Genomic DNA, 25,944 nt, shown 5'->3' on the forward strand with positions numbered 1-25,944 from the left:
GGTCCCCTGTGGTGGATCACCAATCGACGAGCGATCGAGTGGTGGACTTCTACTGGTGGCCAGCGTGAACGCATCGTCCTGATGCGATTCGTATTGCCTGTTCCTGCTCCCGACGTACGAGTCGCGCCCATACGGGGTGCGACGAAAAACAAAGGAGAGAGACCTCTTGGAAGGTCCTGAAATCACGTTCGCCGAAGCCGTCATCGACAATGGCAAGTTCGGCACCCGCACCATCCGCTTCGAGACCGGCCGCCTCGCCCAGCAGGCGCAGGGCTCGGCCGTCGCCTACATCGACGAAGAGACCATGCTGCTCTCGGCGACGTCCGTCTCGAAGCAGCCGAAGGATCACTTCGACTTCTTCCCCCTGACCATCGACGTCGAAGAGCGCATGTACGCCGCGGGCCGCATCCCGGGCTCGTTCTTCCGTCGCGAGGGCCGCCCCTCGACCGAGGCGATCCTCACCTGCCGCCTCATCGACCGCCCCCTCCGCCCCTCGTTCGTCGAGGGCCTCCGCAACGAGGTCCAGGTCGTCGTGACCGTGCTCGCCATCGAGCCCGACGAGCTCTACGACGTGCTCGCCATCAACGCCGCATCGCTCTCGACGCAGCTCTCGGGCCTGCCGTTCTCCGGCCCCGTCGCCGGCGTGCGCGTCGCGCTCATCGACGGCCAGTGGGTCGCGTTCCCCAAGCACAGCCAGCTCGAGGACGCCGTCTTCAGCATGGTCGTCGCCGGTCGCGTCATCACCGAGGCCGACGGCTCGCAGGATGTCGCGATCATGATGATCGAGGCCGAGGCGACCGACAACGCGTGGAACCTCATCCAGGCCGGCGCCGTCAAGCCGAACGAAGAGGTCATCGCGCAGGGCATCGAGGCATCGAAGCCCTTCATCAAGCAGCTCGTCGAGGCGCAGCAGCAGGTCGCGAAGACCGCAGCGAAGCCCACCGCCGACTACCCGACCTTCCCGCCCTACCAGGCCGAGGTCAAGGCGGCCGTCGAGGCGTTCGCGAGCACCGAGCTCAAGGACGTCTACAAGATCGCCGGCAAGGTCGAGCGTCAAGACGCCGACGACGCGCTCAAGTCGCGCGTCAAGGAGCACGTCGCGGCCAAGGTCGAAGCGGGCGAGCTGCCCGAGTCGGCCAATGCCGAGGTCTCCGCGGCCTACAAGTCGGTCACCAAGAAGGTCATGCGCACGCGCGTGCTCGAAGAGGGCGTCCGCATCGACGGCCGCGGCCTCGCCGACATCCGCCCGCTCGACGCCGAGGTGCAGGTCGTGCCCCGCGTGCACGGCTCGGCCATCTTCCAGCGCGGCGAGACCCAGATCCTGGGCATCACCACGCTGAACATGCTGAAGCTCGAGCAGTCGATCGACTCGCTGAGCCCGGTCACCAAGAAGCGCTACATGCACAACTACAACTTCCCGCCCTACTCGACCGGTGAGACCGGCCGCGTCGGGTCGCCGAAGCGTCGCGAGATCGGGCACGGCGCACTCGCCGAGCGCGCACTCGTGCCCGTGCTGCCCACGCGCGAGGAGTTCCCCTACGCGATCCGTCAGGTGTCCGAGGCGCTCGGCTCCAACGGCTCCACCTCGATGGGTTCGGTCTGCGCCTCGACGCTGTCGCTGCTCAACGCCGGTGTGCCGCTGCGCGCACCCGTCGCGGGCATCGCCATGGGCCTCATCTCCGACACCGTCGACGGTGAGACCCGCTACGCGGCGCTCACCGACATCCTCGGTGCCGAAGACGCCCTCGGCGACATGGACTTCAAGGTCGCCGGCACGTCGGAGTTCGTCACCGCGATCCAGCTCGACACGAAGCTCGACGGCATCCCCGCCTCGGTGCTCGCCGGCGCGCTGACGCAGGCCAAGGAGGCTCGCACGACGATCCTCGCCGTGCTGAACGCCGCCATCGACGCCCCCGACGAGATGGCTCCGACCGCGCCCCGCGTGATCTCGGTGCAGATCCCCGTCGACAAGATCGGCGAGCTGATCGGCCCGAAGGGCAAGACGATCAACGCGATCCAGGACGAGACCGGCGCCGACATCTCGATCGAGGAAGACGGCACCGTGTACATCGGCGCCGTCGACGGCCCGTCGGCCGAGGCCGCCCGTGCCCAGGTCAACGCGATCGCCAACCCGACCAACCCCGAGGTCGGCGAGCAGTTCCTCGGCACCGTCGTGAAGATCGCCGCCTTCGGCGCGTTCGTCTCGCTGCTGCCCGGCAAGGACGGCCTGCTGCACATCAGCGAGGTGCGCAAGCTCGCCGGCGGCAAGCGCGTCGAGAACGTCGAAGACGTGCTCGGCGTCGGCCAGAAGATCCTCGTCGAGATCACGAAGATCGACGACCGCGGCAAGCTCTCGCTCGCCCCGGTCGTGGCAGAGGACGCCGACACCGAGGGTCGCGAGACCTCCGGCACGCACGCCGAGGAGCCCGCAGAGGGCGCCGACGCGTAGTCACCGCTTCTGACGCAGACCGATGCCCCGCCCGACCTGTTCGGGCGGGGCATCCGTCGTCCGGGCGAAGCCGCCTCGCGCCTCGCGCCTTGCGCAACGCGCCACGCGAACTGGGGGATGGGCGCCCGTTCGAGCGGGGCGTAGCCTCCGCACCATGTTGAACAATGCTCACTTCTCGGGGCGTTCGGCGTCCCGATCCGGCGCCCTCGGCGCCCTCGCCCTCATCGCGACGGCACTCGTCGTGGGCCTGGCCGCCGCCCCGGCCGCAGCCGCGCCGTCCGCAGCCTCGTCTGCTGCGGCATCCTCGAGCGCTGCGACGGGTGTCGTGACCGGCTGGTCGCCGCCCGCAGCCCGCGGGTACGTCGCGCTCGGCGACTCGTTCACCGCGGGCCAGGGTGCTCCGCCGTATCGCGACGACACGTGCAAGCAGAGCCGATACGCGAGCTACCCGACCATCGCCGCCGTCTTCAGCCTGTACCGCCTCACCGCGAACAAGGCCTGCTCGGGTGCGACCGTCGCCGCCACGGCCGCGCAGCTCGTCGGCGTCGCCGGCGACACGAAGCTCGTCACGCTCACGGTCGGTGGCATCGACGCGGGCTCGAACGACGTGCTCGCGGCGTGCGCGCTCAACCCGGATCCGAACGTCGACCCGTGCAGGACCGCCCTCGCGACGAGTGCGGCCAAGCTGGCCGCACTCGGACCGCAGCTCGTCGGCCTGTACTCGACGATCGCGGCGACGCTGCCGAACGCGAAGGTCGTGGTGCTGAACTACCCGCGGTTGTTCAACCCCGGCGTCGCACCGCTCGGCGACCTCGTCAACCAGTCGAGCGACGCGCTGAACGCCGTCATCGCGGGAGCCGTCGCGGCCACCGCGAACCCGCGCGTGACGCTCGTCGACGTGACGCAGGAGTTCGCGGGTCACGGCATCGGCTCGAAGCTGCCGTACATCGCGTTCGATCCGGCGAACCTGCTGGCCTCGGCGAACTTCCACCCGAACGCGCTCGGCAACGGGCTCGGCTACGCGAGGGCGCTCGCGAACGATCGCGTGCTGAGCCGCTGAGGGGGCTGCCGTCGCTGCCTCGTCGCGGCCCTCGCCGCGGCCTCGTCGTCGCGTCGTGCAGCCGTGTTGCGCAGACGCGAATGGTCGCTCTCCGATCAGGAGAGCGACCATTCGCGTCCGCTCGGCGAGCGCTGCCGGGGCGGTTCCGCGCGATCGCGCCGACGGATGCGCCGGGCGGCCGTCAGGAGAGGAACTGCACGCTGCTGCGGATCGTCGAGTCGCGCTCGGCGAGCGCGACTGCGGCGAGCGCGCGGGCCTCGGCCTTCGCGGCGACGCGGTCTCGGTCGTTGCGCCGGGCGGCCCGGCGCAGGCCCCATTCGGCGAGGCCGAGGCCGCTGCGCACGGCGAGTGCGGCGACGGCTCCCGAGCCGGGGGAGAGGAGTGCGGCGGTCATCTCAGGGCTCCTTCGTGTCGTCTTCGGTCGGTTCGCCGCGCATGAGCGGGAACGCGTTGATGTGGATCTGCACCGGTCGCGAGCCCGGCGTCGGCGTGCGCTTGTGCGCATCGATGTACTGCTTGAGCACGGCGTCGATGTCGGCGACGAGTGCGGCGAGCTGGTCGGGCGTGAGACGCAGGTTGATGGTGTCGCTCGTGGCGATGTCGAGCCACTCGTCGCCGAAGACCTGGTCGCCCTCGAGCACGAACTCCCGGAAGTTCGTCTCGCGCGAGCGGAACCACTCGTCTTCGACGAGCTTGACGGCGAGGCGCTCGGCGCTGCCGGCGGGCAGTGACCGTGCGTCGGGGATAGCGATCGAGCCCGGAGTACGCTCCCACCAGCGTTCGCGGCCCTTGCCGCGGGTGGTGTCCTCGCGCACGAGGCCCGCGCGCTCGAGCTGCCGCAGGTGGTAGCTCGTGGCGCCGCTCGACTCGCCGAGCCGCTCGCCGAGCCCGCTCGCGGTCATGGGGCCGTATGACGAGAGCTCGTCGTAGATGCGCACGCGCAACGGGTGTGCGAGCGACTTGAGGCTCGCCGAGGGCAGCACGTGGTCGATGCCGGGGTGGCGCGAGCTGCTGGGCTGCGCGCTGAGGTCGGTGGTGCGGTCTGCTCGTTCGTCGGTGGACATGTTGCAAAGATACCTCTGCAAAAGGAATGTTGCAAGGGTTTCTTTGCAATGTGTTGTTTGCACTGAAGCGAGGGGGTGCTGGTCGCGGTACCGCCTACCGTCGGCCGAGTCGCGTGATGGTCGCGTCGGCCAGTCGTTCGGCGCTGCCCGGCGCGCGATCGAGGTAGAGCATCGGCTCGACGAGCTCGAGCTCCAGCACGGCGAGGCTTCCGCCGAAGCGCACGACGTCGACCCGCGCATAGGCCAGGTCGAACGGCAGGCGGCCGAGCATCGCCGTGACCTGCGCGAGGTCCTCGGCGGCAGCATCCGTCCGCTCGACCGAGCCGCCGTAGATGCCGTGCGCCCGGAAGTCGCCCTCGGCCGGCCGCTTGCGCAGCACGTGGCTCGGTGCTCCGCCGAGGAACACGAACGAGAGCTCTCCCTCGTCGAGGATCGCGGGTGCGAACGGCTGCACCATCACCTCGGTCGTCGGAGGCAGCGACCCGAGGAGGCGGGCGAGCTCCCCGACCTCGGTTCGCACCACGCCGGTGCCGCCGACGCCGACGGCGGGCTTCAGCACGAGCTCGGCCCATTCCGCTCGCTCGACCGCGGCGACCATGGCCTCGGGTTCGCCGGGCAGGCCCCGCACGACCGGTACGACCGGCACGCCCCACAGCGCCAGGTCGTCGAGGTATCGCTTGTCGATGTTCCAACGCACCGCGTCGAGCGGATTGAGCAGCGTGCAGGGGGAGCGATCGATGCGCGTCACGACCTCGACGAAGCGGTCCGCCCGGTCGACGTAGTCCCACGTGCTGCGCAGCACCGCGGCGTCGTACGCGCCCCAGTCGACCCCGGACGTCGACCAGGCGACGGCCTCTCGGCCTCGACGCCTCGCGCGCGGTACGCGTCGATCAGCCGTCGATCGTCGTCGAACAGGGACTCGACCTCGGCGATCTCCCACGTGACGAAGCTCGGGAGTCGCTCGCAGCGGAGCACCGCGACGCGCATGTCGGGCTCAGCTCGGCCGCCCGAGCAGCGGCCCGAGTCGGTAGGGGATCACCTCGCCCATCGCGAGCGAGGTCTCGGTGCGCTCGACGCCGTCGATCGCGAGGATCACGCCGTCGATGCGGAACAGGTCGTGCGCATCGCGGCACACGACGCGCACGAGCAGGTCGACCGAGCCCGAGAGCCCGTGCGCCTGCGTCACCTCGGGGATCTCCGCGATCCGGTCGATGACCTCGGTCAGCTGCTTCTGCCGCAGGTGCACCGAGACGAACGCCTCGAGCGGGTAGCCGAGCGGCGCCGGGTCGATGCTGCGCTCGAACGAGAGGAAGGCTCCGGATGTCTCGAGCCGCGCCATGCGCGCCTGCACCGTGTTGCGCGAGAGCCCGAGGCGGTCGGCGAGCGCGACGACCGTCGCGCGCGGGTCGCGGCCGAGGGCTCCGAGCAGCGCGCGGTCGACGTCGTCGTAGCCGGTCATACTGCCAGACGATAGCACCCCGTGGGTGGCTCGTGTTGAGCAACATGCTCAACGGATTCTCGAATGCTTGAGCGCTGTGCCATCTCGACGTACGCTCGCGGTATCCGGCAGTGTCGCCGGGTACGGCTGCTCACGAAGCGGTCGTCGAGAGCGAGGATCCACCCATGACGCCATCCGAATCCACTTCGACCGGGCTGTTGACCCGGCACGCGGGCTTCGCCCAGCTCATCACTCCCGAGGGGGCACGCCGCCCCGACCCCGACCTCGATCGCTGGGTCGTCGACATCGACACCGAGGCGCTCCGGGGGCTCTACCGCGACATGTCGGTGCTGCGTCGCATCGACGCCGAGGGCATCGCGCTGCAGCGTCAGGGCGAGGTGGGCCTCTGGCCGCCGCTGCTCGGCCAGGAGGCCGCGCAGGTCGGCTCCGCCCGCGCCCTTCGCTCCGACGACTTCGTGTTCGGCAGCTACCGCGAGCACGGCGTCGCCTGGGTTCGCGGCATCGACCCGGCCGACGTGCTGCGGGTGTGGCGGGGTGCCGCGTCGTCTGGCTGGAACCCGTACGAGTTCGGCATGGCCGTGCCCCAGATCATCATCGGCGCGCAGTCGCTGCACGCGACGGGCTGGGCCATGGGCGCCGCCTGGGACGGATCGGATGCCGCGGCGGTCGCGTACTTCGGCGACGGCGCGACCAGCGAGGGCGACGTGAACGAGGCCCTCGTGTTCGCCGCCACCTTCGACGCGCCCGTCGTGTTCTTCTGCCAGAACAACGGCTGGGCGATCTCGGAGCCCGTCGGACTGCAGTCCAAGCAGCCGCTCGTGAACCGCGCCGACGGGTTCGGGGTGCCCGGCATCCGCGTCGACGGCAACGACGTGCTCGCCGTGCTCGCGGCGACGCGCGTCGCGCTCGATCGCGCCCGGCGCGGCGGCGGCCCGACCTTCATCGAGGCCGTGACGTACCGCATGGGTCCGCACACGACGGCCGACGACCCGAAGCGGTACCGCACCGACGACGAGCTCGCCGACTGGCGCGCACGCGACCCGATCGCGAGAGTCGGCGCGCTGCTCGCGGCATCCGGCATCGACCGTGAGGAGCTCGACCGCGAGGTCGAGGCCGAGGCGTCACGAGCGGCGGGCGCCCTGCGCGCGTCGATCGCGACCATGACCGACCCCGAGCCAATGAGCGTGTTCGACCACGTCTACGTCGAGCCGAACTCCCACCTCGAGCGCCAGCGCGAGCACTACGCGAAGTACCTCGCGCAGTTCGACGATCCGTCGACGGATGCCCCGGCGACCGCCTCGACCGCCTCGAAGGCCCCGACCGAGGGAGGCGCACGATGACCACGCTCACCCTCGGAGGCGCCATCAACGCCGGCCTCCGCCGCGCCCTCGCGGGCGACGATCGCGTCGTGCTCATGGGAGAGGACATCGGCACCCTGGGCGGCGTGTTCCGCGTGACCGACGGCCTCAAGTCCGAGTTCGGCGCGCACCGCGTGGTCGACTCGCCGCTCTCGGAGGCAGGGCTCATCGGCACCGCCGTCGGGCTCGCGTACCGCGGGTTCCGGCCGGTGGTCGAGATCCAGTTCGACGGCTTCATCTACCCGGGCTTCGACCAGATCGTCGCCCAGGTCGCGAAGCTGCACTACCGCTCGCGCGGCAACGTGCGCATGCCCATCACGATCCGCGTGCCGTTCGGCGGCGGAATCGGCGCGGCCGAGCACCACTCGGAGTCGCCCGAGGCGTACTTCGCGCACACCGCGGGGCTGCGCGTCGTCGCCTGCTCCGACGCCGCCGAGGCCTACGTCATGGTCCAGCAGGCCATCGCGAGCGATGACCCCGTGCTCTTCTTCGAGCCCAAGCGCCGCTACCACGTCAAGGGCGAGGTCGACGAGACGGCGAGCCTCGCCGACGCGAAGCCGATGGGCGTCGCCTCGATCGTGGCATCCGGAACCGACGTCACCCTCGTGACCTACGGAGCGCTCGTGCAGACTGCGCGCGACGCCGCGACCGCCGCGCGCGAGGAGGGCGTCTCGCTCGAGGTCATCGACCTGCGCTCGCTCTCGCCGATGGACCTGACGACGGTGGCCGCCTCGGTGCGTCGCACCGGACGCCTGGTCATCGCGCACGAGGCCGGGCAGCAGCTCGGGCTCGGCGCCGAGATCGCGGCGAGCATCACCGAGCGCTGCTTCGAGTTCCTCGAGGCCGCGCCCGTGCGCATCACCGGCCACGACATCCCGTACCCGCCCGCGAAGCTCGAACGCCACCACCTGCCCGACCTCGACCGCATGCTCGACGGCGTCGACCGGGTGCTCGGCCGGCCCAACTCGCTGAGCGGAGTGGAGGCATGAGCATGATCCGCGACTTCCCGTTGCCCGACCTCGGCGAGGGGCTGACCGAGTCGGAGATCGTCGCCTGGCGCGTCGCCGTGGGCGATCGGGTCGAGCTCAACCAGATCATCGCCGACGTCGAGACCGCGAAGGCCGTGGTCGAACTGCCGTCGCCGTTCGCGGGCGTCGTGACCGCGCTGCACGCGGGCGAGGGTGAGACCGTCAACGTGGGCGAGCCGTTGTTCTCGTGCGACACGGGCGAGGGCGATGCCGAGCAGCCCTCGGTGCCGGATGCCGCGGCGGCCCCGGCGGCTGAGGCTCAGGTCTCGTCGGCCGCGGTCGTCGTCGAGGCGACGGATGCCGCGTCCGGCCCGAACCTCGTCGGCTACGGCGCTCGTGCCGAGTCCGGCCCGAAGCGCCGAGCCAGGCGGGCCGCGCTCGCCGGCGACCTCGTGCCCGCCCTGCCCGAGGGAGCGGAAGCGGCGGCCACGGTCGCGCCGGAGCGCGCAGACCAGGCACCCGTGGTGTCGGCCGAGCGTCCCCGTTCGACGCCGCCCGTGCGCAAGCTCGCGCATGACCTGGGCATCGACCTCGCGCAGGTGCACGGCTCGGGCGAGCGCGGACTCGTCACGCGCGCCGACGTCGAGGCCGCGGCATCCGGTCTCAGGTCGCCCGATCTCGGAACTCCGGACTCGATGCGGTCGGGCGATGCCGATCGCGTCGGCGGGATCGACCGGTCGGGTGCCGGCGACGTGAGGATCCCGATCAGGGGCGTGCGCAAGCACACGGCCGCCGCGATGGTCGCGAGCGCGTTCACCGCGCCGCACGTCACGGAGTTCCTCACGGTCGACGTCACCGCGACCATGGAGCTCGTGCGCAGCCTGCGCGAGGACCGCGCGTTCGCCGGGCACCGCGTCACCCCCCTCGCGGTGGTGGCGAAGGCCGTGTGCCTCGCCGCCCGGCGGACCCCCGACGTCAACGCCCGTTGGGACGAGGACGCTCAGGAGATCGTGCAGTTCGCGTCGGTGAACCTCGGCATCGCCGCGGCCACCGAACGCGGACTCGTCGTGCCGAATGTCAAGGCGGCCGAGCGACTGACGCTCATCGAACTGGCCGACGCGATCGGCGAGCTCGCCGTCACGGCCCGCGAGGGGCGCACGCGTCCGGCCGACCTGTCGGGCGGCACGCTCTCGATCACGAACGTCGGCGTCTTCGGCGTCGATGCGGGCACGCCGATCCTGAACCCCGGCGAAGCCGTGATCCTCGCGACCGGGGCCGTGCGCCGCCAGCCGTGGGAGTTCCGCGGCGAGGTCGCCCTGCGCGAGGTCATGACGCTGAGCCTCTCGTTCGACCACCGCCTGGTCGACGGGCAGCAGGCCGCGTCGTTCCTCACCGATGTCGGCGCGATCCTGCGGGATCCGGCGCGTGCGCTGACGATGGTCTGACCCGGGCGTCGGAACGGGCCTGCCGCCGGTCGGCCCGTTCCGATGCCGCGGCCGGTCGCGGTGCGCTTCGGAGGCTCGTGACCGATCGCGACGTCGCGAGGTGCGCGCGTCCGCCCTCGCCACGGCGGCGACCGGGGAGGAGGATGGGGTCATGGACCCGCAGCGCATCCTCGCACCCGCAGAGACCGTCGACGCGCTCGCGCGCACGGCCTTCGTCCACACGGGCGACCGGCTCGTGGGCGCCTACCGGACCGACGACTTCGCAGGCGCCGTCCGCGTGCTCGACGCGGTCGCACCGGTCGCCGACGAGCTCGATCACCATCCCGACGTGCAGCTCGGGTGGGGCCGCGTCGTGTTCGAGCTGAGTTCCCACGACGTGGGAGGCGTGACTTCTCGCGATCTCGAACTCGCCCGGCGCATCGACGTGCTCGCCGGCGCCGCGGGCGCGCAGCGCGCAGACTGACGCGCAGCGCGCAGGCTGAGCCGCAGCGCGCAGGCTGAGGCACGGCATCCGCCCGGTCGCGGCATCCGCTCAGCGGAGCAGGTACACGCGCTCCTCGATCTCGGCGTCGCGGGCGTTCGCGAAGCCGTGCTCGGTGGCGACCTGCTCGAAGCCGAGGTGCTCGAGCACCCGGATCGACCCGGCATTGTCGCCGGCCACGCGCGCCCGCACGGGTCGTTCGTCGAGCACGTCGAGGAAGATCCGCATCGCCCGCGTGGCGATGCCGAGGCCCCAGTGCGCGCGGTCGATCCACGTGGTGACCTCGGCGGTGCCGTCGTCGTACCAGCGGCCGACGCTCCCGACGATCTCGCCGTCGGCGCGCACGGTTCGCACGTCGGTCGCGGGGTCGGCCATGAGCCGCCGCCAGTGCGCGTCGAACGTCGCACGATCGTCGGGGTCGGGCGCGGTGAACGCGGCCATCTGCACGGCGACTGGGTCGTGCCCGATCAGGAACAGGGTGTCGAGATCCGTGTCGCGGGTCGCGCGCAGGCTCACGACATGAGGCTCGCCCATGCCATCTCCTCGAGGATGCCGCGGACGGTGCCGTCGGCGGGTCTGCGCCCAGGGGTGCGGGCGCTGTGCGGTGTGGAGTTGAGCAGTCCGAAGGCGGCGTGTGCCCGGAACCGCAGCTCCACCTCGACCCGGTCGGGCCTGAGCTCTGCGAGGGTGGCGACCCAGCGTTCGACGTAGCGTCGCTGCAGCGAGCGCACCTCGTGGCGGACGCCGGCGTCGAGTTGTTCGAGTTCGCGATCCTGCACGGCGATCACGTCGGCCTGGCCGAGCGCGAAGTCGACGTGGAAGCGGATGAGCGAGCGCAGCGCGGAGGCCGCGTCGGGCGCGTCGGCGAGCACGTGCTCGGCGCCGTCGAGCAGCGACCGGCTGGCGTCCTCGAGGATGGCGGCGAGCACCGCGGACTTGCCCGTGAAATGCCGGTAGACGGCCGGGCCGCTGACGCCGACGGCGGCGCCGAGGTCTTCGATGGTCACGCCCGCGTAGCCGCGCTCGGCGAACAGGCGCGCGGCGGCCGTGAGGATCGCGGCGCGACGGTCGGCCTTCTGGCGGCCGCGCTCGGTGAGCGCCGGTGCCGCCTGGGTCGGTGCCTGCGGCGTCGACGGTGCCGGCTGTGCCGCCGTGGGGGCTGCTGCGGGTGTTCTTGCCATTTCGATGCCTGCTCGCTAACCTCGGGAATCGAGTTAGTGAACACTAACCGAAAATCGCGAGGTCGCACAAGGGCCGGTCCCCACCCGCCGCACGGCGCGGCTCGCGACGAGGCGGAGGGCCGATGACGACACTCACGACGGCGATCGACCGATCCGGCGAAGGCGCCAGGCGCAACGCCGACGCGCACGCCGAGCTCGTCGGCGAGCTGCGCAGGCGCCTCGCCGCGGCCGCACGCGGCGGCCCCGAGGCATCCCGCGACCGCCATGTCGCGCGCGGCAAGCTGCTGCCGCGCGACCGGGTCGACCGCCTGCTCGACGAGGGCAGCCCGTTCCTCGAGCTCTCGCCGCTCGCCGCCGACGGCATGTACGGCGGCGACTCGCCCGGGGCGGGCATCATCACGGGCGTCGGCCTCGTGCACGGTCGCCCGGTGGTCGTGGTCTGCAACGACGCGACGGTCAAGGGGGGCACCTACTACCCGATGACGGTCAAGAAGCACCTCCGGGCGCAGGAGGTCGCGCGCGAGCACCGGCTGCCGTGCATCTACCTCGTCGACTCGGGCGGCGCGTTCCTGCCCATGCAGGACGACGTGTTCCCCGACCGCGAGCACTTCGGGCGGATCTTCTTCAACCAGGCGCAGCTCTCGTCGATGCGCATCCCGCAGCTCGCGGCCGTGCTCGGCTCGTGCACGGCGGGCGGCGCCTACGTGCCGGCGATGAGCGACGAGTCCGTCATCGTGCGCGACCAGGGCACGATCTTCCTCGGCGGCCCGCCGCTCGTGAAGGCCGCGATCGGCGAGGTCGTCACGCCCGAGGAGCTCGGCGGCGGCGATCTCCACTCGCGCGTCTCTGGGGTCACCGACCACCTGGCCGACGACGACGAGCACGCGCTCGAGACCGTGCGCGACATGGTCGCGACGCTGCCCGAGCCGGCGCCGCGCGCCTGGGCCGTCCGCGAGTCGCGGCCCCCGCTCGTCGACCCCGCGGGCCTCACGGCCGCCGTGCCGGTCGACGTGCAGCAGCCGTACGACGTGCGCGAGGTCATCGCGCGGCTCGTCGACGCGAGCGAGTTCACCGAGTTCAAGCCCGACTACGGCGACACGCTCGTCACCGGGTTCGCGCACCTCGACGGCCACCCGGTCGGCATCGTCGCGAACAACGGCGTGCTGTTCAGCGAATCGGCCATGAAGGGCGCCCATTTCATCGAGCTCTGCGACCAGCGCGGCATCCCGCTGCTGTTCCTGCAGAACATCTCGGGCTTCATGGTCGGGCGCGACGCCGAGGCGGGCGGCATCGCCAAGCACGGCGCGAAGATGGTCACCGCGGTCGCCACGACCCGCGTGCCGAAGCTCACGGTCGTGATCGGCGGTTCCTTCGGCGCCGGCAACTACTCCATGTGCGGGCGCGCGTACTCGCCGCGGTTCCTCTTCATGTGGCCGAACGCGCGCATCTCGGTCATGGGCGGCGAGCAGGCGGCATCCGTCCTCTCCACGGTCAAGGGCGACCAGCTCGCAGTGCGGGGCGAGGAATGGTCGGATGCCGCGGCGGAGGCGTTCAAGGCCCCGATCCGCGAGCAGTACGAGCAGCAGGGCAGCCCCTACCACTCGACCGCGCGGCTCTGGGACGACGGCATCATCGACCCGGCCGACACGCGCACGGTGCTCGCGATGGCGCTCGAGCTCGCCAGCCGCACGCCGTTGCCAGAGCCCGCGTTCGGGCTCTTCCGCATGTGACCCGGCGAATCCGCCGCTGAGCCCTGCCCCCGTGCAAGAGTGTTCCCGTACGCGTCGGCGTGCGCGAAGGGGGATCAGGGCGGAATGCAGCGACCACTGGCCGGGCTGACGGCGAAGCACCTCGCCACCGAACTGACCGCCGGCGTGACGCTCATCGCCATCGCGATCCCGCTCAACATCGGATACGCGCAGATCGCCGGGCTGCCTGCGACCGCTGGCCTCTACGCGCTCATCGTGCCGACCGTCGTGTACGCGCTCGTCGTCTCGTCACGGCAGGTGGTCGCGTCGCCGGATGCCGCGGCCGCGGCCCTCGTCGCGTCCTCGATCGGCGGGCTCGCCGCCGCAGGCAGCGCGGACTACGCGACGCTCGCGCTCGCGCAGGCGATCATCTGCGGCGTCATGTTCGTGCTGCTCGCGGTGTTCAAGCTCGGGTTCCTCGCGAACTTCCTCTCGAAGCCGATCCTCGTCGGATTCGTCGGCGGGCTCGCGCTCGACATCATGGTCAGCCAGATCGCGAAGATGCTCGGCGTCAAGATCGACTCGGGCGGCGAGTTCGTCGACAAGCTCGGCGGGCTCATCACCGGACTGGGCACCACGAACCTCTGGTCGCTGGCCATCTCGGCGGTCTCGGTCGCCGTGCTGCTCGTCGGCAAGCGGTTCCTCGGCGCCGTGCCCTGGGCGCTCGTCGTCCTCGTGCTCACGACCGTGCTGGTGGTCGTCGCGAACCTCGACGACGCCGGGGTCGACGTGCTGGGCGAGGTGCCGGCCGGGCCGCCGGCGCTCACCTGGCCCGTCATCGACTGGACGACCTGGGCCGCCCTCATCCCGTCGGCGATGGCGCTCACGCTCGTGACGACGGCCGAGGGCCTGCTCGTCTCGCGGTCGTACGCCGAGAAGCACCGCTACCCGTTCCACGCGAACCGCGACCTGCTCGCGTTCGGTCTCGCGAACGTCGCCGCGGGTGCGCAGGCCAGCTTCTCGGTCGGCTCCTCGACCTCGCGCACCGCCGCGATGGACCAGGCCGGATCCCGCACGCAGCTGCCTTCGCTCGTGCTCGCGGTCGGCACGCTGCTGCTGCTGCTCTTCGGCACCGCGCTGCTCGCCGACATCCCGTCGCCCGCGATCGGCGCGGTCGTCGGCGTCGCCATCATCCCCCTGCTCGGCATCCGCGAGTTCGCCGACCTCTGGCGCAAGGACCGGTTCGAGTTCGTCGTCGGCGGGGCGTGCTTCCTGGTGACGCTGTTCGTCGGTGCGATCCCGGGCATCCTGGTCGCGTTCGTGCTCGCACTCGTCAATCTCGCCAAGCGGGCTGCGAACCCCGCGATCGACGTGCTCGAGGCCGAGGGCGACCCGGCCGAGTCGCTCCTCGAGGACGCCCCCGCAGGCACGACGACGGCACCGGGCGTCATCGTGCTCCGCCTGGCGGCCCCGCTCTTCTTCGCCAATGGCAGCGTCTTCACGGCGGCCGTCAAGGGCGCCGTCGCCTCGGCCGAGCACGCCGACGGCGGGCCCGTGCGCGAGCTCGTCATCGACATGGAGGCCGTGACCGACATCGACGTGACCGGCGCGGAGGAGTTCGAGGCGCTCAAGGCCTGGCTCGCGTCCGGCGGCGTGCGTCTGTCGTTCAGCCGCATGCGCGATCCCGCGCGACGGCGGCTCGTGCAGCTCGGCCTGCTCGGCGACGAGCGCGTGTTCGACACGAATCGCGCGGCGATCGCGGCGCTCGCGACCGATTCCCCGCAGACCGCCGCGACCGAAGCCGGCACCACCGAGAAGGGCTCTTCGTGAATCAGACCATCGGCGCCATCCTGCCGCTCGCCCTCGGCGTGGCGATCAGCCCGATCCCGATCATCGCGGCGATCCTCATGCTGCTCTCGCCGAAGGCGCGCGTCACGAGCGTGGGATTCCTGCTCGGCTGGCTCGTGGGCATCATCGTGGCGGTCACCGTGTTCACGCTGCTCGCGTCGGTGCTGCCCGAAGAGGATCCCGACGCCTCCAAGCCGATCCAGGGCGTCATCCAGTTGCTGCTGGGTGCGGGCCTGCTCGTGCTCGCCGTCGGGCAGTGGCGCAAGCGCCCGAAGCCCGGCGAGGAGCCGATGCTCCCGAAGTGGATGCAGGCGATCGACAAGGTCACGTTCGTCGGCGCGCTCGGGCTGGGGTTCCTGCTCTCGGCGCTGAATCCGAAGAACCTCATCATGGCCGCCGGAGCCGGTACGGCGATCGGGGCGGCCGCGCTGTCGACGGGCGAGGTCGTCGGCGTGATCGCGATCTACGTGGTCATCGCGGCCAGCACCGTGGCGATCCCGGTGATCGCGTACCTCGTCGCATCGGCGAGGCTGCGGGGGCCGCTCGATGCGCTGCGCGTGTGGCTCGCGCACGAGAACGCGGTCATCATGGCCGTGCTGCTGCTCGTGATCGGCGTCTCGCTGCTCGGCAAGGGCATCGGCAGCTTCTGATCGGGGGCGCTCGCCCGACCTGCGCGAGCGCGGGGTCGTGAGGTGACGGCGCCGCGTCAGGCTCCGGATGCCGCGGCCGCGCGCTCGACGTCGGCGACCGCCTGCTCGACGCCGCCATGCCAGGGCGACCCGTGCCCGGGCAGCACCCATGCGGCCCCGAGGCCCGCGATGCGGTGCAGCGAGGCGAGCGCCTCGGCGGGATCGTCGGTGAACGGCGCCGGCTGCGGGCCGGTCGCGCCCGTCAGCACGTGCCGGGTCGTGAGGCCGTCTCCGACGAACACGGCGTCGACCGCGGGCACGTGGATCGCGATGCTGCCGGGGGAGTGGCCGGGCAGCCCGATCACCACGGGCGAGCCGGGCAGGTCGAGCACGTCGCCGTCGCGCACTGCGACGACCTCGGTGACCGGGGTCGTGCGCAGTCCGTTCTTGCGCATCGCGTACCAGAAGAACTTCGCCGTGGCCCCGAGCTTCATGTGGCCCCATTCGGGCTTGCTGGACTCCTCGCCGCGGGCGCGCGCGGCATCGGCCTCGTGCACGAACACGGGCACGCCGTGGTCGCGGCGCAGGCGTTCGGCGAACCCGATGTGGTCGCTGTCGCCGTGCGTGAGCACGACGCCGCGCACGTCGGCGAGCGAGCGGCCCATGGCCTCGAGCTCGGCGAGGAACTCCTTCCACTGGCCGGCGAGCCCGGCGTCGATCACCGTGACGCCCTCGGGCGTCTCGACGAGGTAGACGGCGACGATGTCGTTGCCGACGCGGTGCAGTGAGGGTGCGAGTCGCATGGGGTGCTCCGGTCTCGGTCTGTTCGGTCTCGGCGGCGGTCTGCCGTCCGGGGTGGCGATGGCTACGATACATAGCTATGATGGCTAACGTCAATAGCCATATCGGACGGGATGTCGCGACGCGCCGGCATCCGCAGTGCATCACCGAAGGAGCCTCCATGCCGACGCCCGACCGAACCTCCCTCGCCGCGATCGTCGAGGCCGGCCGCGATCTGCTCGAGCTCGGCGGAGTCGACGGCCTCACCATGCAGGCCGTCGCCACGCGGGTCGGGGTCCGTGCTCCGTCGCTCTACAAGCGCGTGAGCGGGCGCGATGCCCTCATCGCGCTTGTAGCCGACGCCACGCTCCGCGAACTCGGCGAAGAGGCCGATCTCGCCGCCGAGCGGGCGGGCGCCGACCCTCGGGCGCGCCTCGTCGCACTCGCGCATGCGCTGCGCGCGTTCGCACACCGCAGGCCCGTCGCGTTCCGCATCGTGTTCGCACCGGGCTCCGAACTCCACCTCGACGGCGAGACGTTGCGCGCGTCGAGCGTCGCCGTGCTGGATGCCGCGAGTGACCTCGCTGGCGAGGAGCACGCCCTCGACGCCGCGCGGACCTTCACGGCCTGGGCCAACGGCTTCGTGAGCATGGAGCTCGCGGGGGCGTTCCGCCTCGGCGGCGATGTGGACCGGGCGTTCGAGTTCGGCGTGGATGCGCTGGTCGCCGCCGTCGCGGCGCGAGCCTCCGCCGGGCGGTAGTCGCCGCGCCGCGCGGCCGGGCGCCCTGCGCGCTTGCGATTTCAGTTAGTGATCACTAACATCGATTCCAGTTAGTGCACGCTAACCGATTTCGCTCGGCGTGCATCCTGCAGAGAGGCAGACGACACGCAGATGGGCATCCACTCGGGTACGCAGCCGGGCACGGCCGACGACGGCGCCCGCCCGTTCGAGCGCGTGCTCGTCGCCAACCGCGGCGAGATCGCCGTGCGGGTCATCCGCACGCTGCGCCGCCTCGGCATCCGCTCGATCGCCGTGTTCTCCGACGCCGACGCCGATGCCCCGCACGTGCGCCTCGCCGACGAGGCCGTGCGCATCGGGCCGGCACCGGCCGCGCAGAGCTATCTCGACCCCGCACGACTCGTGGCCGCCGCGCTCGAGTCGGGCGCGCAGGCCGTGCATCCCGGCTACGGGTTCCTCTCCGAGCACGCGGGGTTCGCCCAGGCGTGTCGAGACGCCGGCATCGTCTTCGTCGGCCCGGGCGATGAGGCGCTCGCCGTCATGGGCGACAAGATCCGCGCGAAGGCGCACGTCGCGGCATCCGGCGTCCCGGTCGTGCCCGGCGTCTCCGACGCGGACCTCGACGGCGCCGCCCGCGACGATGCCGCCCTCCTCGCCGCCGGCGAGCGGATCGGATTCCCGCTGCTCGTGAAGCCCTCGGCGGGCGGCGGCGGCAAGGGCATGCAGATCGCCCGCGACGCGTCCGAGCTCGCCGAGGCGATCCCGGCCGCCAGGCGAGTGGCCCGCACCTCGTTCGGCGACGACACGCTCCTGCTCGAGCGCCTCATCGAACGGCCGAGGCACATCGAGGTGCAGGTGCTCGCCGACGCCTTCGGGGCCGTCATCCACCTCGGCGAGCGCGAGTGCTCGTTGCAGCGCCGCCACCAGAAGGTCGTCGAGGAGGCGCCGTCGCCGCTCCTCGACGCGGAAACGCGCGAGCGCATCGGCCGTGCGGCCTGCGACGCGGCCCGCAGCGTCGACTACCTGGGCGCCGGCACGGTCGAGTTTCTGGTCTCGGATGCCGCGCCCGACGAGTTCTTCTTCATCGAGATGAACACCCGGCTGCAGGTCGAGCACCCCGTGACCGAGCTCGTCACGGGCGTCGACCTCGTCGAGCAGCAACTGCGCATCGCCGCCGGGCAGCGGCTCGGCCTCGCCCAGCACGACGTGCGGCTCACGGGCCACGCGATCGAGGCGCGCGTCTACGCCGAGTCGCCAGAGCGAGGTTTCCTGCCCTCGACGGGCGAGCTGCTCGAGTGGCGGCCCGCGACCGGCGACGGCGTACGCGTCGACGCCGGCATCCGCACGGGGCAGGTCATCACCGCCGACTACGACCCCATGCTCGCGAAGGTGATCGCGTTCGGCGCCGACCGTGCAGAGGCGCTCGACCGGCTCGACGCGGCGCTCGCCGAGACCGTCGTGCTGGGCGTCGACACGAACCTCTCGTTCGTGCGGCGGCTGATCGCCGAGCCCGAGGTGCGCGCGGGCGCCCTCGACACGAACCTCATCGGGCGGATGCCGCCCGCCGCCGCCGAGCCGCCGAGCCCCGAGCAGCTGGCCGCCGCGGCATCCGCCGTGCTCGCCCGCGCAGCGGGCGCCGCCGACCGCGCGCGCCGCACGCAGGGTGCCGACGGCCCGGCCGCCTGGACGGATGCCTCGGGCTGGCGCGTGGGCGCCCACCGCACCCCGGCCGTGCTCCTCGCCCCGCGTGACGACCCCGATGCCGTCGTGGTCGCCACCCCCTCCGCTCCCTCCGCCCCCCATGCCGAGCCGGTCGTGCGCATCGCCGCCGACGGCACGGTCTGGGTGCACGACCTCGGGGGCACGACCGCGTTCCTCCAGGTCGATCGCCGTGCCCGCGCGGAGGCCCGTCGCGCACTCGCCGTGCGGGGCGGCGTGGCGCTGAGCCCCGACCTGCGCGCGCCCATGCCCGGCACCGTCACGGCCGTCTTCGTCGCCGACGGCGACCCGGTCGACGCCGGCGACCCGATCATCGCGATCGAGGCCATGAAGATGGAGCACCGCATCACCGCCACCGCGGCCGGAACCGTGCGTCTCGCGGCATCCGTCGGCGACCTGGTCTCGCGCGACCAGCCGGTCGCGCGCATCGAGCCCGCACCTACCGAACCTGCGAGCGACACCATCGACGCAGCATCCGCACCCGCATCCGATCTCCCCGAGACCCGGGAAGCACACGAACAGGAGCCAACGCATGCAGTATGACCTCACCGACGAGGAGCAGCGCCTCTCCGACGACGTCGCCGACTTCGCCGACCGCGTCGTCGCCCCGGCCGCATACGAGTACGACACGCAGCGCCGCCTGCCGATGGAGATCATCGCGCAGATGGGCGACATGGGCCTGTTCGGGCTGCCGTTCCCGAAGGAGGTCGGCGGGCAGGGCAAGACGTACTTCCAGCTGTGCCTCGCCGTCGAGGCGCTCGGCCGGGTCGACCAGTCGATCGGCGTCACGCTCGAGGCGGGCGTCGGGCTCGGCGTCATGCCGGTCTACCGGCACGGCACGTCCGAGCAGCAGGCCGAGTACCTGCCCGATCTCGTCACGGGGCGGGCGCTCGCCGGGTTCGGCCTGACCGAGGCCGGGGCGGGCAGCGATGCCGGCGCCACGGCGACCACGGCCGATCTCGTCGGCGACCAGTGGGTCATCAACGGATCGAAGCAGTTCATCACCAACTCGGGTACGCCCATCACGCGCTTCGTGACGATCACCGCCGTGACGGGGCAGCGTGTGGGCGCCCGCGGCGAGCTCAAGCCCGAGCTCTCGACGATCATCGTGCCGAACGACACCCCGGGCTTCACGGTCGAGCCGGGCTACGACAAGGTCGGCTGGCACACCTCCGACACGCACCCCCTCACGCTGCGCGATGTGCGCGTGCCCGCGTCGAACCTGCTCGGCGAGCGGGGCCGCGGCTACGCGAACTTCCTGCGCACGCTCAACGAGGGTCGCGTCGCGTTCGCGGCGCTCGCGACGGGCGCCGCCCAGGGCTGCCTCGAAGAGGCCATGCGCTACGCGAACGAGCGTCGCGTGTTCGGCACGAGCATCGGCTCGAACCAGCACATCGCGTTCAAGATCGCGCGCATGCAGGCCCGTGTGCACCAGGCGCGGCTCGCCTGGCACGACGCGGCGCGCAAGCTCGATGCGGGCAAGCCCTTCACACTGGAGGCATCCATCGCCAAGATGGTGTGCGGGGAGGCGGCCATGGACAACGCACGCGACGCGACGCAGATCTTCGGCGGCTACGGCTTCATGAACGAGAACGCCGTGGCCCGCCACTACCGCGACTCGAAGATCCTCGAGATCGGCGAGGGCACCACCGAGGTGCAGCTCATGATCATCACGCGCGAGCTCGGCATCGGCGCCGAGCAGCTCGTGCCGACCGCATAGGAGCACACGATGACGGATGCCGCGAGGGACGCCGTGCCGACGCCCGGGCCCGGACAGGGCGGCGGCGACCGGCCGGAGCTGCGCGAGGTCGTGCAGCGCGGGCTCTGGTTCGAGGAGTTCGAGGAGGGCGTGCGCTACCTGCACCGCCCGGGCCGCACGGTGACCGAGGCCGACAACGTGCTCTTCACGACGCTCACGATGAACCCGCAGCCGCTGCACCTCGACGCGGCGTTCGCGGCGACGCAGCCGTTCGGCCGCATCCTCGTGAACTCGCTCTTCACCCTCTCGACGCTGGTCGGGCAGTCGGTCGGGCAGCTCACGCTCGGTACGCTCGTGGCCAACCTCGGGTTCGGCGAGGTCGCGTTCCCGCATCCGGTGTTCGTGGGCGACACGCTCTCGGGCGAGTCCGTGGTGGTGTCCAAGCGCCTCTCGTCGTCCAGGCCGGGCGAGGGCGTCGTCGTACTCGCGCACACCGCGCGCAACCAGCACGGCGTCGTGGTCGCGACGGCATCGCGCACGATGCTCGTGCACACACGTGCGGCGGGCGAGCTCGCGGCGACCGGCCCGGCGGCGACCGAGGGGGCGAACGGATGACCCGGCCGCCCTTCCGGTTCGGGCCGGCGCTGCTCTTCTGCCCGGGCGACCGCCCCGACCGCTTCGCGAAGGCCTTCGAGCGCGCCGACGCCGTGATCCTCGACCTCGAGGATGCGGTGGCCCCTGCGGCGAGGGACGATGCGCGGCGCGCGGTCGCGGCATCCGACCTCGATCCCGAACGCGTGATCGTGCGCGTGAACCCGGCTTCGAGCGATGCATTCGCGGCCGATCTCGCCATGCTCGCCGACACCGGGTACCGCACGGTCATGCTCGCCAAGTGCGAGGGCACCGCCGACCTCGTCGAGCTCGAGCCGTTCGAGGTGATCGCGCTGTGCGAGACGGCCCGCGGCGTGCTCGCGGCCGAGGCCGTCGCCGCCCTGCCGAACGTGTCGGCGCTCATGTGGGGTGCCGAAGACCTCGTCGCCTCGCTCGGAGGCTCGTCGAGCAGGCATGACGACGGGGGTCGTCGAGGCGAGTATCGAGGCGTGCCCGCCTACGCCCGTGCGCACGTGCAGCTCGCGGCCGCCGCGCACGGCGCTGCCGCGATCGATGCCGTCCACCTCGACATCGCCGACCTCGAGGGCCTCGGCGAAGAGGCCCGCGACGCCGCCGCGCTCGGGTTCGCGGCCACCGCATGCATCCACCCGTCGCAGGTCGAGGTCGTCAGAGAGGCGTACCGTCCGGGCGCCGAGCAGCTCGAGTGGGCTCGTGCGGTGCTCGCCGCCGGGAGCGGCGAGCAGGGGGTCTTCGCGTTCCGCGGAACCATGGTCGACGAGCCGGTGCTGCGCCAGGCGGAGGCCGTCGTGCGCCGCGCCGCGGCCGCCTCCGGAAGCTGACGCGGCATCCGATCCGATCGGGGTCGGGCTCCGAATCATACGTACGGAGGCATCGCATGTCATCCGTTCGGGGGACTCGCCGAAACGATTGGGTAACGGTTCACCCGAAGTTCCCCGGAAACACGCGGAAGTCAACGTATTCTCATTTCAATCCTGGGGAGGAGGAGAAGTGGCGAGACGGCACTTGGCAGGGGGGCGCGACACGCACCGTGGATCCGATCACGGCGCAGCGGTCGCGACCGCGGAACGCGATGCATTCCAGCACGCGGATGCGAGCGGCACGGCGCTCATCGACGAGCCCCGCACGCCCGCGCACCGCGCGGAGGTCGTGTCGAGCAACACGTTCTCCGGGCCCATCTACGTTCCGCTCCGAGCGCGGCTTGGCGACACCGACATGAGCGTGCACCGGCTCGCGATCGGGGGCAGCACGTTCGGCTGGACCCTCGGCTCCGAAGACGCGTTCGCAGTGCTCGACCGGTTCGCCGGAACCGGCGGCGACCTCGTCGACACGGCCGACAGCTACGCAGCCGGCCGCAGCGAGTCGATCATCGGCGCGTGGATGGCCTCGCGCGGCTCGCGCGACCGCATGCACGTCATGACCAAGGTCGGCCGCAACCAGGACCTCCCGGGGCTCGCTCCCGTGACCATCCGCGCCGCGGTCGACGCGAGCCTGCAGCGGCTCGGCACCGACCGCATCGACGTGCTGTTCCTCCACGGTGAGGACACCGACATCCCGCTCGAGGAGTCCCTCGGAGCGGTCGGCGCCCTCGTCGACGCGGGCAAGGTGCGCGCCGTCGGCGCGAGCGACTTCGGACCGGAGCGCCTCATCGAGGCGCGGGTGCTCGCCGCGAACGGGCTTCCCAGGTTCCAGGCGCTCACCACGCGGTACAGCCTCATGGAACGCCGTGGATTCGAGGGCGCGACCGAGCTCGTCGCGCACGCGCAGGGGCTCGCGGTCATGCCGTACTTCGCGCTCGCGAACGGGTTCCTCGCCGGAGGCATCCGTCGCCGAAGCGACGTCCGTCACGACGCACGAGGCGAGCGCGCGGCCGCGCACCTCGGCAGGCGCGGACAGCGCGTGCTCGCCGCCCTCGACCAGATCGCCGACGTCCACGGTGTCGCACCCGCGACGATCGCACTGGCCTGGCTCCTCGCGAAGCCCGGCGTGGTCGCACCCGTCGTGAGCGCGACGACCGCCGATCAGGTCGACGCGCTCATCGCCGCGGCATCCGTCGAACTGCACCGTTCCGAACTCGTCGAACTCGACCGCGCCTCGCACTGACGGGCCTCGCACTGACGGGCCTCGCGCACGTCGGCAGGCGGTCGGCGCGGGTCGCCGAGCGAATGGACACATGGTGGCCTAGGCTGGAACGGATGAACACCGGCGCCGTCGACCTCCCCCTCGGCACTGCCGAACTCTCCTTCACGGCTGCCGGCGACGCGCTCGTACGGCGGAGCATCCTGCCGTCGGGCGTTCGCGTGCTCACCGAGCACATGCCGGGCAGCCGCAGCGCGACCATCGGGTTCTGGGTCGCGGTCGGGTCGCGCGACGAGACCGCCGCAGATCCGGCGCACCCGGCCACCTTCGGATCGACGCACTTCCTCGAGCACCTGCTCTTCAAGGGCACCCCCTCGCGGACCGCACTCGACATCGCGATCTCCTTCGACGCCGTCGGCGGCGAGCACAACGCGCTCACCGCGAAGGAGTACACGTGCTACTACGCCAAGGTGCAGGACCGAGACCTGCCGATGGCGGTCGACGTGCTCTCCGACATGTTCACGTCGTCGCTGCTCGACCCCGCCGAGTTCGACAACGAGCGCGGCGTGATCCTCGAGGAGCTCTCGATGGCGGGCGACGATCCCGGTGACGTCGCGAACGAGCGCTTCTTCGAGGCGGTGCTCGGTGAGCACCCGCTCGGGCGCCCGATCGGCGGCAGCCCCGACACGATCAACCAGGCGACGCGCGAGGCCGTCTTCGAGCACTACGCCGCCAACTACCGGCCGAACGACCTCGTCGTCACTGCCGCAGGCGCAGTCGACCACGACGAGCTCGTCGCGGCACTGCAGGTCTCGCTGACCGCCGGCGGATGGGATCTCTCGATCGAGGCCGTCCCGGTCGAGCGCCGGGCGGCGAAGGCCGGGGTGCTCGCCCCGCCCCGCGAACTCACGGTGGTGCAGCGCCCCATCGAACAGGTCAATCTCATGCTCGGCGCGCAGGGACTCGTCGCGACCGACGAGCGCCGCTCCGTCATGAGCGTGCTCAACACGGTGTTCGGCTCCGGCATGTCGTCGCGCCTCTTCCAAGAGGTGCGCGAGCGGCGCGGGCTCGCCTACGCGGTGTACTCCTTCGCGCCCGCCTACTCCGATGCCGGGCTCTTCGGCATGTACGCCGGATGCGCGCCGACGAAGGCGCCCACGGTCGCCGAACTCATGCGCTCCGAACTCGCACGCCTCGCGAGCGACGGCATCACGCCCGAAGAGCTGCGCCGCGCCTCGGGGCAGCTCGCCGGGGCATCCGCCCTCGCCCTCGAAGACTCCGATACGCGGATGTCCCGCCTCGGCCGCGCCGAGCTCACGCTCGGCGAGTTCGTCGACCTCGACGAGGCGCTGCGACGCATCGCCAGGGTCACGGCCGACGACGTGCGCGCGCTCGCAGCCGACCTCGCGTCCCGTCCGTTCTCGCTCGTCGCGGTCGGCGCCGCCGACGAAGGCGACTTCGCGAACACGATCGACCTTCCACCGACCTCCGACGCCGCCTAAGGCCGCCGACCCGACCAGCACAGGAAGCGCATCGTGCCACACCACCTCTACCTCGTACGCCACGGCGAACAGCTCGACGCCGAGCACGGCCTGCAGGACGGCCCGCTGTCGCCCCGCGGACGCCGCCAGGCCGAGCTGCTGGCCGAGCGTCTCGGCGGCATCCCGTTCGACAACGCCTGGCACTCGCCGCTGCAGCGCGCGACCGAGACCGCCGAGATCATCGCGGCCAAGATGCCCTCCCTCTCGCCCGAGCCGTCGGCCCTGCTGTTCGACTGCATCCCCTCGGGCCCGGCCCCCTCGACGCCCAAGGCCTACGACGCGTTCTTCGGCTCGGTGACCGAGGCCGAGATCGAGGCCGGCACCGCCCAGATGGAGGACGCGGCGGCCGAGTTCCTCCGATCGCACCGCGACGACCGCCACGACCTGCTCATCACGCACAACTTCGTGATCGGGTGGTTCGTGCGCGAGGCACTGGGTGCGCCCGACTGGCGTTGGGTCTCCATCAACCAGGCGAACTGCGGTCTCACGGTGCTCACCCAGAAGTCCGGCCGCCCCTGGAACCTCGCCGTGCACAACGACCTCGCGCACCTGCCGTTCGAGCTGCGCACGGGCCTGCCCGAGGCGTTCGCGGTCTGAGGCGTTCGCGGTCTGAGGCGCGGTTCAGCCGCTCAGTCGGACAGTCGCTTGGCGAACCAGGTCGTCGCGTTGGGGTTGTCGTTGTACGGCGCGATCTCGACGAATCCGCTCGAGCGGTAGAGGCCGCCTGCGGCCGCGAGGCTCGCGTTCGTGTCGAGCACGAGTTCCTCGGCACCGAAGCCGCGGGCGCGACGTTCGAGCTCCACGAGCAGGGCGCGTCCGGCTCCACGGCCGCGCGCGGCATCCGTCAGCCAGAGGTGCTTGACCTCGTAGCGCACGAGTCCGGTCGCCGGGTCGGCATCGATGCGTCGGATGCCGCCGCAGCCGATGCCCGTCGGCCCCGCGACATCCGGTGCCGCATCGTCGACGATGAGGAACACGCCCTCGGGCGGGGTGAACGCCGCGTCGACGGGAAAGGTCGGGCGGTACTCGCCCTGCTCGACCGGGAACCCGGCAGCACGCTCGGCGAAGTACGCCTCGAGCATGCCGTGTGCCTCTGCGCCGCTGACCGGCACCGCTCGGAACTGCAT

General features: G+C 71.7%; 25 protein-coding genes. 17 read left to right on the plus strand and 8 right to left on the minus strand.

Features of this window, described 5'->3' with window-relative positions; translation table 11 throughout:
* The first annotated feature begins 166 nt into the window (after nt 1-166).
* Nucleotides 167-2,449, plus strand: coding sequence for a polyribonucleotide nucleotidyltransferase (locus tag BM342_RS17585; RefSeq protein ID WP_092968412.1), 2,283 nt, complete (start codon nt 167-169; stop codon nt 2,447-2,449).
* 154 nt (nt 2,450-2,603) lie between these two features.
* Entirely contained in the window at nt 2,604-3,509 is a 906-nt protein-coding gene (locus BM342_RS17590; RefSeq protein WP_177232244.1) for an SGNH/GDSL hydrolase family protein, read from the plus strand.
* A 181-nt stretch (nt 3,510-3,690) separates the two neighbouring features.
* Here the strand turns inward: BM342_RS17590 and BM342_RS17595 are convergent, their stop codons facing one another.
* The 4 genes from BM342_RS17595 to BM342_RS17610 all read right to left on the minus strand — a co-directional run bounded on the left by BM342_RS17595 (nt 3,691) and on the right by BM342_RS17610 (nt 6,032).
* Nucleotides 3,691-3,903, minus strand: coding sequence for a hypothetical protein (locus tag BM342_RS17595; RefSeq protein WP_092968414.1), 213 nt, complete (start codon nt 3,901-3,903; stop codon nt 3,691-3,693).
* Between the two features lies 1 nt (nt 3,904).
* The gene (locus BM342_RS17600; protein WP_177232245.1) at nt 3,905-4,573 is read right to left on the minus strand and encodes an ArsR/SmtB family transcription factor; all 669 of its coding nucleotides are present in this window, start codon (nt 4,571-4,573) and stop codon (nt 3,905-3,907) included.
* Nucleotides 4,574-4,667: 94 nt separating this feature from the next.
* Entirely contained in the window at nt 4,668-5,375 is a 708-nt protein-coding gene (locus BM342_RS17605; RefSeq protein ID WP_092968416.1) for an ATP-grasp domain-containing protein, read from the minus strand.
* Nucleotides 5,376-5,567: 192 nt separating this feature from the next.
* On the minus strand, nt 5,568-6,032 hold the full coding sequence (locus tag BM342_RS17610) for an Lrp/AsnC family transcriptional regulator (RefSeq protein WP_092968425.1): 465 nt from the start codon (nt 6,030-6,032) through the stop codon (nt 5,568-5,570).
* 164 nt (nt 6,033-6,196) lie between these two features.
* Here BM342_RS17610 and pdhA point away from each other — a divergent pair, with 164 nt between their 5' ends.
* The 4 genes from pdhA to BM342_RS17630 all read left to right on the plus strand — a co-directional run bounded on the left by pdhA (nt 6,197) and on the right by BM342_RS17630 (nt 10,266).
* Complete coding sequence (gene pdhA / locus BM342_RS17615) at nt 6,197-7,372, plus strand: pyruvate dehydrogenase (acetyl-transferring) E1 component subunit alpha (RefSeq protein WP_092968429.1); 1,176 nt, start codon at nt 6,197-6,199, stop codon at nt 7,370-7,372.
* Complete coding sequence (locus tag BM342_RS17620; protein WP_092968430.1) at nt 7,369-8,379, plus strand: alpha-ketoacid dehydrogenase subunit beta; 1,011 nt, start codon at nt 7,369-7,371, stop codon at nt 8,377-8,379. Before pdhA ends, BM342_RS17620 begins: the two co-directional genes overlap by 4 nt.
* A gap of 2 nt (nt 8,380-8,381) precedes the next feature.
* The gene (locus tag BM342_RS17625; RefSeq protein WP_092968431.1) at nt 8,382-9,803 is read left to right on the plus strand and encodes a dihydrolipoamide acetyltransferase family protein; all 1,422 of its coding nucleotides are present in this window, start codon (nt 8,382-8,384) and stop codon (nt 9,801-9,803) included.
* A gap of 151 nt (nt 9,804-9,954) precedes the next feature.
* Nucleotides 9,955-10,266 (plus strand): 4a-hydroxytetrahydrobiopterin dehydratase, encoded by a 312-nt coding sequence (locus BM342_RS17630; RefSeq protein ID WP_092968432.1) that lies wholly within the window; start codon nt 9,955-9,957, stop codon nt 10,264-10,266.
* Between the two features lie 69 nt (nt 10,267-10,335).
* On the opposite strand, the gene BM342_RS17635 is transcribed toward BM342_RS17630, so the two are convergent.
* Complete coding sequence (locus tag BM342_RS17635) at nt 10,336-10,818, minus strand: GNAT family N-acetyltransferase (protein WP_092968433.1); 483 nt, start codon at nt 10,816-10,818, stop codon at nt 10,336-10,338.
* Nucleotides 10,797-11,465: a TetR/AcrR family transcriptional regulator gene (locus BM342_RS17640; RefSeq protein WP_092968434.1), complete on the minus strand. Its 669-nt coding sequence runs from the start codon at nt 11,463-11,465 to the stop codon at nt 10,797-10,799. Before BM342_RS17640 ends, BM342_RS17635 begins: the two co-directional genes overlap by 22 nt.
* A gap of 122 nt (nt 11,466-11,587) precedes the next feature.
* On the opposite strand from BM342_RS17640, the gene BM342_RS17645 reads away from it, so the two are divergent.
* The 3 genes from BM342_RS17645 (at nt 11,588) to BM342_RS17655 (ending at nt 15,651) form a co-directional block, all read left to right on the plus strand.
* A complete protein-coding gene (locus BM342_RS17645; protein WP_092968435.1) occupies nt 11,588-13,195 on the plus strand; it encodes a carboxyl transferase domain-containing protein in 1,608 nt (535 codons plus the stop codon).
* An 84-nt stretch (nt 13,196-13,279) separates the two neighbouring features.
* Nucleotides 13,280-14,983 carry a SulP family inorganic anion transporter gene (locus BM342_RS17650; RefSeq protein WP_092968437.1) on the plus strand — a complete coding sequence of 568 codons (1,704 nt, stop codon included), beginning with the start codon at nt 13,280-13,282 and terminating at the stop codon, nt 14,981-14,983.
* The gene (locus BM342_RS17655; protein ID WP_092968439.1) at nt 14,980-15,651 is read left to right on the plus strand and encodes a GAP family protein; all 672 of its coding nucleotides are present in this window, start codon (nt 14,980-14,982) and stop codon (nt 15,649-15,651) included. Before BM342_RS17650 ends, BM342_RS17655 begins: the two co-directional genes overlap by 4 nt.
* 56 nt (nt 15,652-15,707) lie before the next feature.
* On the opposite strand, the gene BM342_RS17660 is transcribed toward BM342_RS17655, so the two are convergent.
* Nucleotides 15,708-16,433 carry an MBL fold metallo-hydrolase gene (locus BM342_RS17660; protein ID WP_092968441.1) on the minus strand — a complete coding sequence of 242 codons (726 nt, stop codon included), beginning with the start codon at nt 16,431-16,433 and terminating at the stop codon, nt 15,708-15,710.
* 158 nt (nt 16,434-16,591) lie between these two features.
* On the opposite strand from BM342_RS17660, the gene BM342_RS17665 reads away from it, so the two are divergent.
* The 8 genes from BM342_RS17665 to BM342_RS17700 all read left to right on the plus strand — a co-directional run bounded on the left by BM342_RS17665 (nt 16,592) and on the right by BM342_RS17700 (nt 25,414).
* Nucleotides 16,592-17,170, plus strand: coding sequence for a TetR/AcrR family transcriptional regulator (locus BM342_RS17665; RefSeq protein ID WP_092968442.1), 579 nt, complete (start codon nt 16,592-16,594; stop codon nt 17,168-17,170).
* A 132-nt stretch (nt 17,171-17,302) separates the two neighbouring features.
* The gene (locus tag BM342_RS17670) at nt 17,303-19,411 is read left to right on the plus strand and encodes an ATP-binding protein (RefSeq protein ID WP_092968443.1); all 2,109 of its coding nucleotides are present in this window, start codon (nt 17,303-17,305) and stop codon (nt 19,409-19,411) included.
* The gene (locus BM342_RS17675; RefSeq protein WP_092968444.1) at nt 19,401-20,588 is read left to right on the plus strand and encodes an acyl-CoA dehydrogenase family protein; all 1,188 of its coding nucleotides are present in this window, start codon (nt 19,401-19,403) and stop codon (nt 20,586-20,588) included. The genes BM342_RS17670 and BM342_RS17675 overlap by 11 nt, the downstream gene beginning before the upstream one ends.
* A 9-nt stretch (nt 20,589-20,597) precedes the next feature.
* The gene (locus BM342_RS17680) at nt 20,598-21,182 is read left to right on the plus strand and encodes a MaoC family dehydratase (RefSeq protein ID WP_092968445.1); all 585 of its coding nucleotides are present in this window, start codon (nt 20,598-20,600) and stop codon (nt 21,180-21,182) included.
* Nucleotides 21,179-22,018 (plus strand): HpcH/HpaI aldolase/citrate lyase family protein, encoded by an 840-nt coding sequence (locus tag BM342_RS17685; protein ID WP_092968446.1) that lies wholly within the window; start codon nt 21,179-21,181, stop codon nt 22,016-22,018. Before BM342_RS17680 ends, BM342_RS17685 begins: the two co-directional genes overlap by 4 nt.
* Before the next feature lie 169 nt (nt 22,019-22,187).
* Nucleotides 22,188-23,300, plus strand: coding sequence for an aldo/keto reductase (locus BM342_RS17690; protein ID WP_255368905.1), 1,113 nt, complete (start codon nt 22,188-22,190; stop codon nt 23,298-23,300).
* 92 nt (nt 23,301-23,392) lie between these two features.
* Nucleotides 23,393-24,778, plus strand: coding sequence for a M16 family metallopeptidase (locus BM342_RS17695; RefSeq protein ID WP_092968448.1), 1,386 nt, complete (start codon nt 23,393-23,395; stop codon nt 24,776-24,778).
* A gap of 33 nt (nt 24,779-24,811) precedes the next feature.
* Complete coding sequence (locus BM342_RS17700; protein WP_092968449.1) at nt 24,812-25,414, plus strand: histidine phosphatase family protein; 603 nt, start codon at nt 24,812-24,814, stop codon at nt 25,412-25,414.
* A gap of 32 nt (nt 25,415-25,446) precedes the next feature.
* Here the strand turns inward: BM342_RS17700 and BM342_RS17705 are convergent, their stop codons facing one another.
* Nucleotides 25,447-25,944, minus strand: a complete 498-nt coding sequence (locus BM342_RS17705) for a GNAT family N-acetyltransferase (protein ID WP_092968458.1) — start codon at nt 25,942-25,944, stop codon at nt 25,447-25,449.

The sequence above is a fragment of the Agromyces sp. CF514 genome (genome assembly GCF_900113185.1).
GTDB lineage: Bacteria > Actinomycetota > Actinomycetes > Actinomycetales > Microbacteriaceae > Agromyces.

Excerpts from the sequence above, each read along its gene's own strand:
- BM342_RS17590 (WP_177232244.1), top strand. The coding sequence starts at position 2,604 with ATGTTGAACAATGCTCACTTCTCGGGGCGTTCGGCGTCCCGATCCGGC.
- BM342_RS17595 (WP_092968414.1), bottom strand. The coding sequence starts at position 3,903 with ATGACCGCCGCACTCCTCTCCCCCGGCTCGGGAGCCGTCGCCGCACTC.
- BM342_RS17600 (WP_177232245.1), bottom strand. The coding sequence starts at position 4,573 with ATGTCCACCGACGAACGAGCAGACCGCACCACCGACCTCAGCGCGCAG.
- BM342_RS17610 (WP_092968425.1), bottom strand. The coding sequence starts at position 6,032 with ATGACCGGCTACGACGACGTCGACCGCGCGCTGCTCGGAGCCCTCGGC.
- pdhA (WP_092968429.1), top strand. The coding sequence starts at position 6,197 with ATGACGCCATCCGAATCCACTTCGACCGGGCTGTTGACCCGGCACGCG.
- BM342_RS17620 (WP_092968430.1), top strand. The coding sequence starts at position 7,369 with ATGACCACGCTCACCCTCGGAGGCGCCATCAACGCCGGCCTCCGCCGC.
- BM342_RS17625 (WP_092968431.1), top strand. The coding sequence starts at position 8,382 with ATGATCCGCGACTTCCCGTTGCCCGACCTCGGCGAGGGGCTGACCGAG.
- BM342_RS17630 (WP_092968432.1), top strand. The coding sequence starts at position 9,955 with ATGGACCCGCAGCGCATCCTCGCACCCGCAGAGACCGTCGACGCGCTC.
- BM342_RS17635 (WP_092968433.1), bottom strand. The coding sequence starts at position 10,818 with ATGGGCGAGCCTCATGTCGTGAGCCTGCGCGCGACCCGCGACACGGAT.
- BM342_RS17640 (WP_092968434.1), bottom strand. The coding sequence starts at position 11,465 with ATGGCAAGAACACCCGCAGCAGCCCCCACGGCGGCACAGCCGGCACCG.
- BM342_RS17645 (WP_092968435.1), top strand. The coding sequence starts at position 11,588 with ATGACGACACTCACGACGGCGATCGACCGATCCGGCGAAGGCGCCAGG.
- BM342_RS17650 (WP_092968437.1), top strand. The coding sequence starts at position 13,280 with ATGCAGCGACCACTGGCCGGGCTGACGGCGAAGCACCTCGCCACCGAA.
- BM342_RS17660 (WP_092968441.1), bottom strand. The coding sequence starts at position 16,433 with ATGCGACTCGCACCCTCACTGCACCGCGTCGGCAACGACATCGTCGCC.
- BM342_RS17665 (WP_092968442.1), top strand. The coding sequence starts at position 16,592 with ATGCCGACGCCCGACCGAACCTCCCTCGCCGCGATCGTCGAGGCCGGC.
- BM342_RS17670 (WP_092968443.1), top strand. The coding sequence starts at position 17,303 with ATGGGCATCCACTCGGGTACGCAGCCGGGCACGGCCGACGACGGCGCC.
- BM342_RS17675 (WP_092968444.1), top strand. The coding sequence starts at position 19,401 with ATGCAGTATGACCTCACCGACGAGGAGCAGCGCCTCTCCGACGACGTC.
- BM342_RS17680 (WP_092968445.1), top strand. The coding sequence starts at position 20,598 with ATGACGGATGCCGCGAGGGACGCCGTGCCGACGCCCGGGCCCGGACAG.
- BM342_RS17685 (WP_092968446.1), top strand. The coding sequence starts at position 21,179 with ATGACCCGGCCGCCCTTCCGGTTCGGGCCGGCGCTGCTCTTCTGCCCG.
- BM342_RS17695 (WP_092968448.1), top strand. The coding sequence starts at position 23,393 with ATGAACACCGGCGCCGTCGACCTCCCCCTCGGCACTGCCGAACTCTCC.
- BM342_RS17705 (WP_092968458.1), bottom strand. The coding sequence starts at position 25,944 with ATGCAGTTCCGAGCGGTGCCGGTCAGCGGCGCAGAGGCACACGGCATG.